Raw genomic sequence first — 12,561 nt, forward strand, 5'->3', positions numbered from 1 at the left:
CTGTTAGCCAGTTTCAACTAAACAGGCATCCCGTCGGTTGGCCTTGATACGCATCAAACGCGATCGCGGACCATGTTCACGAGGATCAATGAGGGCGGCCACCGCTGCGTTGCGCCAGGTCCCGAACATGGGCGCAGAATTCCTCATCCGGCCAGAGCTCTTTTGGCGACGCGATGCGCATGTCGATGCCGACCTTGGCGGCTCCGAGTGCAAGCGACAGCGCGACATTATCCGTCCCTCACCGACGAAAGTGACGGTCATGTCCGACAGATGCTTGTGCGTGAATTCACGCATGGTCATCAAATCGGCGAGGATCTGCGTCGGATGCGCCTCGTCGGTGAGACCGTTGTAGGCCGGCACGCCAGCATGCGCGGCAAGCAGTTCGGCCTGATGTTGGCCAAAGCCGCGATACTCGATCGCGTCATACATGCGGCCGAGCACGCGCGCTGTATCCTTCATGGATTCCTTGTGGCCGATATGGCTGCCCGTGGGCCCGAAATAGGTGACGTGAGCGCCCTGGTCGTAGGCCGCGACTTCGAACCCCGTCCGTGTGCGCGTCGAATCCTTCTCGAAGATCAGAGCGATGTTTTTCCTGACGAGACGCGGGATCTCGTGCCCGGCGAGCTTGGCCGCCTTGAGGTCAGCGGCCAGCTTGAGAAGAAAGCGGATTTCGTCGGCCGTGAGATCGTCCAGGGTCAAGACGGAGCGGCCATGAAGGTTGATCGACATGTGGATTTCCTCTCTGGTCAAGTCGCGTCGCGGACAATCGGACAGGTCATGCAGTGGCCGCCGCCGCGGCCGCGACTGAGTTCGGCGCCCTCGACAGTGATCACTTCAATTCCGGCTCGACGCAGGTGTAGACGTTGCGGTCGTATCCGATGACCACTCCGGGCTCGACCGCAACGACATTGTTGCCATCATCCCATTGCTCGCGCTCGGCCTCGTAACGGTCGCCACCTGTGGCGATGATGCGCAGCGACTTCAGACCAAGGGCTTCAGCAACCACTGCGGTGAACGGTTTGGTCTCAGCGGTGACCTCGACCGCCGCTTCTCCATCGCCCGGCCGCAGCGAGAAGGTGCGCAACCGCTCAACGACGGGCGGATACATGGTGACCAGGTCGCGATCACAGAAGGTGAAGACGGTGTCGAGATGCATGAAACTGCGATCGCGTGGCATCAAGGCGGCAATCACGCGCGTCCCCTCGCCAGCCGCGAAGAGGCTGCGCGCCAAGTCGCCCACGGCTTGCGGCGTGGTGCGCTCTCCCATGCCGACGAGAACCGTACCGCCCCCGATCGGCATGACATCTCCGCCTTCAAGGCTGGTCCCTGTTCCCAAGTCTGGCGACACGAAAGGAGCCCCACTTTCGCGAAAGTGGGGATGGAAGCGGTACACGGCTTCGACATTGGCCGCTTCCGGGCGCCTGGCGGGCCAGTACATGGAATTGACCGAGACCGAACCGTAAATCCAGCAGGAGCTGTCACGGGTGAAGAGCTGGTTCGGCAGCGGCGGCAGCACGAAGTCCTGGGGGAGGAGCGTCCTTCCAGTCAGGCCTTTGGGTTCAAAAGGAAGCTCCGCCCGGGCGATGCCGCCGACAAGGTAAGATGCCAGCTGCCCTGACGGCATCTCGTTGAGCCATCCCCGCATCTCGCCGACCATATCCAGCCCAACGACGCCGGGATGGACCCGGCGGTCGAGGAGCCAGTCGCGGGCCTTGGCCAGGCTCATTGTCTCCGCGAGGAGTTCCCCGAAGGAATGCACCAGAACGCCGCGTTCGCGCAACGCATCCACGAAGACGTCATGCTCCTGGCGGGCCCGCTTGACCCACAGGACGTCGTCGAAAAGCAGCGCCTTGCAGTTCTCCGGTGTTAGCCTGCGCAGGCTGAGGTCAGGACGATGGACCATCACCTCGCGCAGACGGCCGACTTCGGAGTGGACACCCAGGTTCGTCATCGAACGAATCCTTTCACAGCGGGCTGATGGCGCCGGTCCACATCTCGTAAACGGCGAGGATGGCGACAGCGATCAGGGTTCCGGCGAGCGCCGCTTCGGCAGGATGGAACACGCGCTGATTGGTTTCACGGCGCGCCCAGATGTAGAAGATGATGCCTGGCGCGTAGAGGATCGCGCACATGAAGAGGTAGGCCGGCCCTGCCGCGTAGACGAGCCACAGCCCGTATACCGTTGCCAGCAACCCGGCGAAAAGCGGTCCGATGCGCTGTTCGCCACTCTCGTAGCTCTCTCCGGTCAGCGCGAGCTTGGCCGCATAAGCTCCAGAGAAGATGTAAGGAACCAGGATTGCGGCCGACGCGATGTAGAACAGCGCCTGATAGGTGCTTTGCGCGAAAAGCGTGATTACCAGGAAAGCCTGGACGAGCAGGTTGGTGATAAGAAGCGAAGTCGACGGCACGCCGCGCCCGCTCTCCGAGCCGAAGAATTTCGGCATCGTCCCGTCCTTGCCGGCGACGTGCGGAATTTCGGCTGCAAGCAGCGTCCAGCTCAGGAAGGCGCCGATCACCGACACGACAAGCGCGATGTTGATTAGGACAGCCCCCCAGGGACCGACGACCGCCTCCAGCACGCCCGCCATGGACGGGTTCTTCAGCGCGGCGAGGTCAGGTTGGCTGAGGATGCCGAGCGACAGCAGCGACACCAGGGCGTAGAGGGCGAGACAAGTGAAGAAGCCGAGGACTGTCGCCATGGCGATGTCTTTTCGGCGCTCAGCCCGGCCGGAGAATACGCTAGCGCCTTCGATGCCGATGAAGACCCACAGGGTCACCAGCATCGTGCTCTTCACCTGGGCGGTGATCGAGCCGAGACCGGCGTTGCCGAAACCGGTGAAGTCGAGAGACCAGACTTGCAGTTTGAAGGCGACGGCAACAACCCCAACGAACAGGACGATTGGAGCGATCTTCGCCACCGTGACGATGAGGTTCACGACGGCGGCCTGCCGGATGCCGGCGAGAACCAGGGCATGGATCAGCCACAGCAGGATCGATGCGCCGAGCCAGCCTGCCAGGTATTTCCGTCACCGAAGGCCGGGAAGAAATAGGACAGGGCGCTAAAGACGATCACCGCGTAGGAGACGTTGCCGACCCAGGCGCTGATCCAGTAGCCCCAGGCGCTGTTGAAGCCGATGAAGGGGCCGAAGCCCGCGCTGGCATAAGCGTAGGGCCCGGCGTCGAGCTCGGGCTTGCGGGTTGCAAGCGATTGATAGACGAACACCAGCGCCAGCATGCCGACGGCGGTGATCGCCCAGCCAATCATGACGGCAAGAGGACCGGCCCCGGCGGCCATGTTCTGCGGCAGGCTGAACACGCCAGAACCGACCATCGACCCAATGACCAATGCGGTCAGAGAACCGAGTCGAAGCTTCGGCGACGCCGACGTCGCGACTCCAGGGATAGGGATGTTGATTCCGGCAGTAGTCATGATGCTYTCCCAAATTTGAAGGCTCTGATGGGAGGCATTAAACAGGAAGACAAGGCTGGCAGCTTTGATACGGGTCAATAGCCGTTGGCTGAACAGCAAAGGCAGCCTTAGGGTGCCAAGCCAGTTTTCCCGATCGCCGTGCCTTGGGTAGATTTCGGTCCGACATTGCCAATTCAACCTGACAACCGCCGACATTTGCATCGGCGGCGCCGATCATGCTTGCGCCGGTCAGTTTGATCTGGCGCAAGGACGGCGGGTGATGCCAAGAGCAGGATGACGGTCGGGATGTAGAGCGCTTCCGCTGCCGTCCTGAAAGAGGATCACCATGAAAACAATATCGAGGAGTGCAGCGCTCGGGCTTGCTGCCGCAATGCTCGTGGCCGGCAGTGCGGGCGCCGTCCAGGCTGCGGCGCTTGTCCAGATTTCGCTGTGGGACAAAGGCGCGAGCATGGAGATGCCTATGGGTCTCGCCTATGCGGTGCCGGGCCTCGATCTCGCAAAGGCGACTATGGGCATCACGGCTTCGCCAGGTGCTGTGAAGGCCGGGGAGGTCACATTCAATGTGAAAAATGACTCCAAGGACACCGTCCACGAAATGATCGTGATGTACCTTGCGGATCCCGGCAAGCCGCTTCCCTACCTTGAGGCCGAGAACCGGGTCGACGAAGACAAAGCTGGCGACAAGGGCGAGGTCTCGGAGCTCGATCCCGGCAAATCAGGCGCATTGACCGTCGAACTGAAGGCTGGAAAATACCTGCTTATCTGCAACGTACCAGGTCACTATGGAGCCGGTATGTGGGCCGAGTTCACCGTCGATCCATAGGCCTTGGGCCACCTGGCAACCCTTTGGCCTGCGACTGTCGCAGTTTTTGAAAGCTCGCCGGGATCGCTGGTCTTGTCGGTTTGGCCGCCGCACGACGGCAAGGTTACGACCGAAGGCAAAGTCAACGGCTGGGCCGAACGCTGGCTCGACCAAACAGACTGGGCGGTCTCGGCGTTGTTTTCCGCGGCGTATGGAGCGCGTCATGAGAGCAATGATGCTTGAAAGCGTCGGCACCCCTTTGAAACTGGTCGACAGGCCCGATCCGATACCTGGGGTGGGCGAGATCGGGCTTAAGGTCGAGGCATGCGCGGTCTGCCGGACCGATCTGCATGTGGCGGATGGGGATCTGCTTCATCCAAAGCTGCCGCTCATCCCGGGTCATGAAATCGTCGGCATCATCGATTCTGTTGGCAAGGGCGTCGCGCGTTCCAGGATCGGGCGCAGAGTGGGCGTGCCTTGGCTCGGGCACACTTGTGGGCGTTGTTCCTACTGCGTCGCAGGGAGTGAAAATCTTTGCGATCAGCCAGATTTCACGGGCTATACGCGCGACGGCGGCTTCGCCAGCCGTGCCATTGCAGACACCCAATTCGCCTTCGATCTGGACCCAGATGCCGACCCCGTATCGCTGGCGCCGCTGCTTTGCGCGGGCCTGATCGGCTGGCGATGCCTGAGGAAAACCGGTGATAGCAAGCGGCTCGGGATTTACGGCTTCGGCGCCGCCGCGCATATCGTCGCCCAGATCGCGATCTGGCAAGGTCGAGAGGTTTTCGCTGTCACCCGGCCGGGCGACAAAGAAGCACAGGAATTTGCGCGCTCGCTCGGAGCAGCTTGGGCAGGCGGTTCGGATGAATCTCCGCCCAAGCAGCTCGATGCCGCGATCATCTTCGCTCCTGTCGGTGACTTGGTGCCGATCGCGTTTCGTGCTGTCCGCAAGGGTGGCCGGGTGGTTTGCGGCGGCATTCACATGAGTGACATTCCAGCGATGGCATACGCATTACTCTGGGAAGAGCGTGAACTTGTATCGGTGGCAAACCTGACGCGCCGCGACGCGGAAGAGTTCTTTCCCATTGCAAAGCGCGCGCAGGTTCGCACGCATACCAAGGTCTATCCGCTGGAACAGGCCAATCAGGCGCTGGACGATCTGAGGGAAGGGAGGTTGACCGGCGCCGCCGTGCTGGTGCCGTGATTAACATTCAACGAGCGTTATCTTGCCCGTTCACCCAGTCCGTGCAGTTGCCGGATCCACTTCGCGCGGGTCGCATCGCTGGTGCCCGCGACCATGCCGAACAAGGTCTCGCGTACCGGACTGATGCCTACAAAATGCAGGATGCTTCGCCGTATGGCGGCGATACCGTGACCGAGGAACCATAGTCGGTAAAGAACGGAAGGCATTCCCATCGTCACCACGAGGCGCGCGGAGCGTCCGCGAAGCAGTGCCTTGGTGAAGCCGCCACCTTTGTCCGGGTAGGCAAAGGCCGTTCCTGGCCGCATGACCTGTTCGAGAAATGCCTTGAGCAGAGCCGGCATGGTTCCGAGCCACAGCGGAAAGACAAAGACGATGTGCTCAGCCCAGACGATCGCTTCGACTGCGTCCTTCAGTTCGTCGGGAACCGCATCATGTTCGAACGCCTGCATCGTCCGCAGCATTGGGAAATCAAGCGTTGCCAGATCGATCCGGCGAACGGCATGCCCCGCCTTTTCCGCGCCCTCGCCATAGGCCTTGGCGAGACCGCGGCAGAGTCGGTCCGGGGACGGGTCGGGATGGCCGACCACAATCAGGATGCGTCGCGACATGGTCTACTCCCAGGGAGCTTGGCCCCGAGGCGTCAAGGCCGTTCTACCCGCGCCACCTGGTAAGTGTGCATGGCGCCGCTGCGTTGGATCGACACATATTCACCGGTCACGAAGCGTTCGTCGCCAAGATGGAAGCCGATCTCGTCGTCGCGATCGCCTTCGGCATAGTCGAAATACCACTGTCCTCCGGGCTTGCGCCTCAGCCGGCCGATCACGTCTTCCTCGCCGGTTCGAAACCTGCGAACACTGCAGGAGGCCCTGTGCAACTTCCATTCGTCGGCATCGATTCGGCCTTCGTCGGTCAACGGAGCCAGCACGTCATAGCCCTCTTGGCGGTCACCTTCCAGATGGCCCTTTTCACGGGCAAGCAAGAGCCGGATATGCCGGAATTTCTCGGTAAGGTCATTCAGCTTGGTCATGGCAAACTCCTTTGACCGAGTTTCATAAAGCGGCGACAGCACTTGACTTTGATCCGCGTCAAAGAAGGGTGAGAGGCTCGTTTCTCGTAGACGCTCGGCAGCGCTGTAGCCAGCGATCACAGCGACCAGGGTTGCGGCGGCCAGCGGCGACCAGAACCTGATCGGACCGGCAAACACCGCCAGTGACAGGTGACCGATCGTATTTGCCGCCAGCGCCGCCAGCAGCGCCTGACAGATCGTATACACGGACCGAATGCGTGATCAGCCGCAACGCACCGAGCAGGCGATTCGCCGACCAGCACCGATACCGCATCCGAGTGCTGGGTGCGGCCAGAATCCCGCCGAGCGCTGGATATTCCAAAGGTACGAATGCTGGCCGTGCGGCTGCGATCGGGCACCTCCCGCTCCCGCCAGCCGCGTTCTCCAGACCGACGAGCAAGCCAATTGCCAGGGCCAGTCCGAGCCGGGCAATGAACGGATCCATGGTGCGGCAATTTTCAGGCGGCGACCGTCGGAAGGCGGTCGCGAACCCACCTGACGATCTGGCCTGCTGTCATTGCGCCGGATGTGCGTGCGGTTTCTCGTCCGCCATGAAAGAGGATCATGGTCGGGATGCTGCGAATGCCGAACCTGGCCGCAACAGCCTGCTCATTGTCAGAATTGAGTTTGATCAGACGAACACGCGGCTCCAGTTCATTTGCTGCTGCATTGTAAGCCAGCGCCATCATCTTGCAGGGGCCGCACCACGGTGCCCAGACGTCGACGACAACGGGCAGGCTGCTACGAGTAATCTGACGATTGAAGGTCTCGGCGTCGACGTCCTGGGGGTGCCCCGAAAACAGTTTGGTCCCACACTTTCCGCATTTCGCCTCCCCCGCATTGCGAGCCGGCGGCAGGCGGTTGACCCCGCCGCATTTGCTGCAAACCACCAGGTTCTGCTGTGCCAAGGCCATTCACCGATTTGTGGTCATCTACTATGCGCGCCCGAAACGTCCATCGCCAAGAGTGCGCAGCGCGTTGAGAATAACCGCCACGTCGATCCCTTCCTGCAGCAATGCGCCTGCCACTGGCGTGATCTGCCCCATGGCCGCCGCAGCCATCGCTATCGCCGAGAGCGCCAGCCCGACAACGATGCTTTGCAGGGCGATCGCGCGCGTGCGTTGGGCGACCCGCACCGCCTCGGCGACAGGCTCCAGCCGGTCAGCGAGAACGATGACATCCGCCGCCTCGGAAGAGGCCGTCGCCCCGCGCGCGCCCATGGCGACGCCGACCGTCGCGGCGGCAAGAGCGGGTGCATCGTTGATGCCATCACCGACCATCATTGTTGGTGCCGTTGCTTTCTCGGCCTCTACAGTCGCGACTTTATCCGCTGGAACAGCATCTGCGACAATGACATCCAGATCCAGCATGGAAGAAATACGCTTTGCGGCGGCACCGTCATCACCTGTCAGCATGACCATGCGCGTGATGCCAGCCGAACGCAGATTGGCGAGCGCGTCGTGAGCATCGGCACGCAGCGCATCGCCGAAGGTGAAAATGCCGGCAAGGTGATTGCCGAGCGTGACAAAAACCCTCAACACCGGCTGGTCCCGGTATCGGTCTTCACCGCCTTTCGCCCATCTGGGCAGTGGTTTGTCGCCGAGCACGAGAGCCTGCGATCCCGCCGCGATGGACATGCTTTCGACCCGACCCTTCAGGCCCGCGCCCCGATGCTCGCGGACATCATGCGGATGCGAAAGCATCAGCTGCCTCCCGCGCGCCGCCCGGATGATCGAGTCTGCGAGCACATGGTGCGAGGCCTGTTCCAACGATGCCAACAACTGCAGCAGATGGTCGGCATTGCAGCCGGGTTCAGCTTCGATTTCGATGAGCTCGGCGCCGCCGATGGTCAAGGTGCCGGTCTTGTCGAAGATCGCGGTCCGAACCTGCGCAAGGGCCTCCAGCGCCGCCGAACCTTTCATCAAGATACCGGCGCGTGCAGCGCGGGACACGCCGCCGATGAAGGCAACAGGTGCGGCGAGAATGAGGGGGCAGGGCGTCGCGACGACCAGCACGGCGAGCGCCCGGATCGGATCGCCGGAGATAAACCACGCGATGCCGGAAACCAGCAAGGTGGCCGGCAACAGGAACAGGGCAAAACGGTCAGCCATGCGTATGAAGGGCGCTTTGGCGGTCTGCGCCGCCGCGACCATGCGCACGATCGCCGCATAAGTGCTCTGTTCTGCGAGGGCGGAAGCCCGCATGCTGAAGGTCTCGCCCGCGTTGACGGTGCCGCTGCGGAGCGTGTCGCCAGCGCTGCGCGGCACCGGCAATGGCTCTCCGGTCACCGCAGCCTCGTCGAGCGAGGCCGAAGCATCCAATAGGATGCCGTCGACGGGAAGCAGTTCTCCGGCACGTACCAGCAGAGTGTCGCCGACAGCGACCTCTTCGATGGGGATGGTTTCTGTTCCTTTTGTCGCCTTGCGATGTGCGACACGCGGCGACCGGTCGGTGAGTGCCTTGAGGTTCCGCTCGGCGCGGCCGCGGGCAAAATCTTCGAGCACGGTGCCGCCGGCATACATGATCGCGACAACCACCGCGGCTAGCGATTGGCCAAGCAGCAGCGCGGCGGACATCGAAACCAGCGCAATTGCATCGACACCGAAGCGGCCGATCCAGAAATCACGCAGAATGGAGATGGCGAGAGCCGCCACCACGGGCAAGGTCGCCATCGTCCAGATTGTGTCGGCCTCGATTGGTCCCAATCCGGTTCGCCAGACCCCGATTCCAACGGCGAGACCCAGGATGGCAATGACCAGCAATGCGCGCCGCAGCGCCGACTCGTTCATACAATGTCCCACAACCCTGATGGCCCTGGCGCTAGAGTTCGCGGACCATCTCCTCGAGCAGGCGCCGCACATCGTTCGCGACCTGCGCAAGCTCACGATTGCTGATAGCGCCCATTGAAGCGACCGGATCCACCGCTGCGACCTCTACCTTTCCTGGTCCGACCTCCGTGACGATTACGCTGCAAGGCAGCATGGTTCCGATCTTGTCTTCGGACTGAAGCGCCCGCCATGCGAGATGCGGATTGCACGCGCCCAGGATAACATAGGGCCTGAAATCTACGCCAAGCTTGGCCTTCATGGTCTGCTGGACGTCGATCGAGGTCAGAACGCCAAACCCCTTGCTTGCGAGCTTGTCGGTCACGTGGTCGATTACCGCCGTGAATGGCATGGCGACGATCTTGCTAAAATAGTAACCCATCTAACTCTCCAAACGTTGATCGCAACAGCTCGTCGCCACTTTGCGAGTGACCTTGCGTAGGAGCTAATCGCGATGGCCGCAGAACGCTTTGATCCAACGCAACGAACGGGCAAGATCGACTAGGCGATTATCGCCCACGAATGGGAGACATAACGGGTGACGATCCGAAATCTCGAACATGCGTTCGCTCCGAAGTCGGTTGCCGTGTTTGGGGCATCTTTGCGTGACGGCTCGGTCGGCCGTGTCGTCTTCGACAACATCGTCAATGGCGGCTTCGAAGGCGATATCTGGCCGGTCAACCCGAAATATTCCGAGGTCGCGGGTCGCCGCTGCTATTCCAAGGCGGCGGACCTTCCGGGTGTTCCGGACCTCGGTGTTATCGTCACGCCCCCTGGGATAGTTCCCGCCATCGTGCACGACCTTGCTGAAAAGGGCACGCGGGCGGCAGTTGTCATCACGGCTGGGCTGACACGTGAAAACGGCCTGCGCCAGGCGATGCTCGATGCCGCCAAGCCCAGTCTGTTCCGCATCATCGGGCCGAACACGGTCGGACTGATGATCCCGCCCGTCAAACTCAACGCCGGATTTGCACACATGGCCGCCAGGCCCGGCAACATCGCGCTGCTGTCGCAATCCGGCGCCATTGCCACGTCGCTGATCGACTGGGCGGCACACAACAATGTCGGCTTCTCGCAGATCGTCTCTCTCGGCGACATGGCGGATGTCGACGTGGGTGATTGTCTCGACATGCTGGCGGGCGATGCGCACACGCGCGCCATCGTGATGTATCTCGAAACCATTCCCAATCCGCGCAAGTTCATTTCGGCCGCCCGTGCCGCTGCACGCATCAAGCCGGTCATCGCGATCAAGTCTGGCCGCCACGAGCAATCAGCCAAAGCGGCCGCGACCCACACTGGCGCGCTGTCGGGCGCCGATCGCGTCGTCGATGCGGCATTGCTGCGCGCAGGCATCCTGCGCGTCAAAGGCCTGGCCGAGTTGTTCGATGCGGTTGAAACGACCGCCCGTTTCGCTCCGCTCGAGCGGACCCGGGTCGGCATCGTCACCAATGGCGGGGGCGCCGGTGTGCTCGCCGTCGATGAACTCATCGACTGCAAGGGCGAACTGGCCGAGCTCTCGCCAGAGACAATCGCCCGCCTGAATATCGCCCTGCCGCCTACATGGTCCCACGCCAATCCGGTCGACATCATCGGCGACGCCTCGCCGGAGCGCTACAGGGCCGCCGTTGAAGCCGTAGCGGCTGATCCCAGGGCCGACGTTGTCCTGGTCATGAACTGCCCGACGGGGCTTGGCTCGCCGCTAGCGGCAGCGGGCGCAGTGGCAACACTTTCCAAGGACGGCAAGATCGGCGGCAAACCGGTCCTGACCTGCTGGCTTGGCGAACACACGGCGCGCGAAGGGCGACGCGTTCTTCAGGACGCCGGCATTGCCAGTTTCGAGACGCCCGCCGATGCCGCAACCGCAGTCTCCTACCTGAGCGAATGGTCGCGAGCCCAGCGGGCATTGATGCGGACGCCCTCGAGTCGCAGCGAGGACACAACGAGCGACCGGGAAGCCGTGCTTGCCATATTCAGGCAGGTCGCCAGGGAAGGCCGGCGATTACTAACCGAGCCCGAAGCCAAGGCGGCGATCTCCGCCTATGGGATTCCGGTGCCCGAGACGATCGTCGCCAGATCTTCCACCGAAGTGGAGGCGGCGGCTGGGCGGCTTCTCAGGGCATCCAAGCAGGTCGTCGTCAAACTGCTGTCCAAGACGATCTCGCACAAGTCGGACGTTGGTGGGGTGGTGCTTGGCATCACTGCCGCCGCCGCCGCCGGCGAGGCCGCACGCTCAATCGAGGTGGGTGTGCGCAAGCACGCTCCGCAAGCCGATATCGAGGGCTATGCAGTCCAGCCGATGGTGATACGAAGACAGGCGCAGGAATTGATCCTTGGCGTCAGTCGCGATCCAATCTTCGGCCCGGCGATGCTGTTTGGAGCCGGTGGCGTCGCGGTTGAGGTGACGGACGATACCGCGATCGCACTGCCGCCGCTCGACGATGTTCTTGCCGGTGACTTGATCGGGCAAACGCGGATCGGTCGCCTGCTTGCCGGGTTCCGAGATCGCAAGCCGGCGGATCGGCAGGCGATCGTTGCCGCGCTGAACGGCCTGTCCCAGATGATCGTCGACTTTCCGTGTCTCGTTTCGATGGACATCAACCCGTTGCTGGCCGACGCCGAGGGTGTAATTGCGCTCGATGCCCGCATCGAGATCGAGCCCGCGCGGGTGGAGGAGCCTGGCCCCAACCCGACGCTTGCCATCAGGCCCTATCCGTCGGATTGGGAAAAGGAGTTTTCGACCGGCGGCACGCACTATCATATCCGGCCTATCAAGCCGGCCGATATCGCGCTCTATCCCGAATTCCTAGCCAGGGTTTCGCCTGACGATCTGCGCCTGCGTTTTCTGTCGCCGCGCAAGAGCTTCTCCGACCAGATGCTGAAGCGACTCACCCAACTCGACTACGATCGCAACATGGCTTTCGTCGCTCTGGAGACGAGCTCTGGCGCATTGGCGGGTATCAGCCGTCTGTCTTGCGATCCGGACCACGTTGCTGCCGAATACGCCTTGCTGGTCCGCACCGATCTGCAGGGTCATGGTCTGGGCTGGGAATTGCTCAGGCAGATCGTTGACTACGCAAAAGCCGATGGGATCCGCCGCATCGAAGGCATTGTGCTTAGCGAAAATAGCAAGATGCTGGCAATGTGCCGCGAATTCGGCTTCTCGATAACGCATCTTCCGAATGATCCCGGCCTCGTGGAGGCCACGCTCGAACTCCGTCGGGATTGATCATC

Annotated in this window: 11 protein-coding genes and 1 pseudogene; 3 read left to right on the top strand and 9 right to left on the bottom strand. The window is 62.2% G+C overall.

Annotated features, from left to right (window positions below):
• Window positions 1-3: 3 nt before the first annotated feature.
• The 4 genes and pseudogenes from AC1DZP_RS19215 to AC1DZP_RS19230 all read right to left on the bottom strand — a co-directional run bounded on the left by AC1DZP_RS19215 (window position 4) and on the right by AC1DZP_RS19230 (window position 3,631).
• Complete coding sequence (locus AC1DZP_RS19215; RefSeq protein WP_477304556.1) at window positions 4-729, bottom strand: Rossmann-fold NAD(P)-binding domain-containing protein; 726 nt, start codon at window positions 727-729, stop codon at window positions 4-6.
• Window positions 730-746: 17 nt separating this feature from the next.
• Window positions 747-1,951 (bottom strand): annotated as a pseudogene (locus AC1DZP_RS19220) (arginine deiminase).
• 13 nt (window positions 1,952-1,964) lie between these two features.
• Window positions 1,965-3,017, bottom strand: coding sequence for an amino acid permease (locus AC1DZP_RS19225; protein ID WP_477304834.1), 1,053 nt, complete (start codon window positions 3,015-3,017; stop codon window positions 1,965-1,967).
• Window positions 2,978-3,631: an amino acid permease gene (locus AC1DZP_RS19230; RefSeq protein ID WP_477304558.1), complete on the bottom strand. Its 654-nt coding sequence runs from the start codon at window positions 3,629-3,631 to the stop codon at window positions 2,978-2,980. The genes AC1DZP_RS19225 and AC1DZP_RS19230 overlap by 40 nt, the downstream gene beginning before the upstream one ends.
• 124 nt (window positions 3,632-3,755) lie before the next feature.
• On the opposite strand from AC1DZP_RS19230, the gene AC1DZP_RS19235 reads away from it, so the two are divergent.
• Window positions 3,756-4,253, top strand: a complete 498-nt coding sequence (locus tag AC1DZP_RS19235; RefSeq protein ID WP_477304560.1) for a sulfocyanin-like copper-binding protein — start codon at window positions 3,756-3,758, stop codon at window positions 4,251-4,253.
• Window positions 4,254-4,455: 202 nt separating this feature from the next.
• A complete protein-coding gene (locus AC1DZP_RS19240) occupies window positions 4,456-5,439 on the top strand; it encodes a zinc-dependent alcohol dehydrogenase family protein (RefSeq protein WP_477304562.1) in 984 nt (327 codons plus the stop codon).
• Window positions 5,440-5,456: 17 nt separating this feature from the next.
• Here AC1DZP_RS19240 and AC1DZP_RS19245 read toward each other — a convergent pair whose 3' ends face one another.
• The 5 genes from AC1DZP_RS19245 to AC1DZP_RS19265 all read right to left on the bottom strand — a co-directional run bounded on the left by AC1DZP_RS19245 (window position 5,457) and on the right by AC1DZP_RS19265 (window position 9,712).
• Complete coding sequence (locus AC1DZP_RS19245; RefSeq protein ID WP_477304564.1) at window positions 5,457-6,047, bottom strand: NAD(P)H-dependent oxidoreductase; 591 nt, start codon at window positions 6,045-6,047, stop codon at window positions 5,457-5,459.
• Window positions 6,048-6,079: 32 nt separating this feature from the next.
• The gene (locus AC1DZP_RS19250; RefSeq protein ID WP_477304565.1) at window positions 6,080-6,712 is read right to left on the bottom strand and encodes a hypothetical protein; all 633 of its coding nucleotides are present in this window, start codon (window positions 6,710-6,712) and stop codon (window positions 6,080-6,082) included.
• 251 nt (window positions 6,713-6,963) lie between these two features.
• Complete coding sequence (gene trxC, locus AC1DZP_RS19255) at window positions 6,964-7,413, bottom strand: thioredoxin TrxC (protein ID WP_477304567.1); 450 nt, start codon at window positions 7,411-7,413, stop codon at window positions 6,964-6,966.
• A 27-nt stretch (window positions 7,414-7,440) separates the two neighbouring features.
• Complete coding sequence (locus tag AC1DZP_RS19260; RefSeq protein WP_477304569.1) at window positions 7,441-9,294, bottom strand: heavy metal translocating P-type ATPase; 1,854 nt, start codon at window positions 9,292-9,294, stop codon at window positions 7,441-7,443.
• A gap of 31 nt (window positions 9,295-9,325) precedes the next feature.
• Window positions 9,326-9,712 carry a DUF302 domain-containing protein gene (locus AC1DZP_RS19265; RefSeq protein ID WP_477304571.1) on the bottom strand — a complete coding sequence of 129 codons (387 nt, stop codon included), beginning with the start codon at window positions 9,710-9,712 and terminating at the stop codon, window positions 9,326-9,328.
• 156 nt (window positions 9,713-9,868) lie between these two features.
• On the opposite strand from AC1DZP_RS19265, the gene AC1DZP_RS19270 reads away from it, so the two are divergent.
• A complete protein-coding gene (locus AC1DZP_RS19270; RefSeq protein ID WP_477304573.1) occupies window positions 9,869-12,556 on the top strand; it encodes a bifunctional acetate--CoA ligase family protein/GNAT family N-acetyltransferase in 2,688 nt (895 codons plus the stop codon).
• Window positions 12,557-12,561: the final 5 nt, after the last annotated feature.

The sequence above is a fragment of the Mesorhizobium sp. P2_F8 genome (assembly GCF_056403655.1).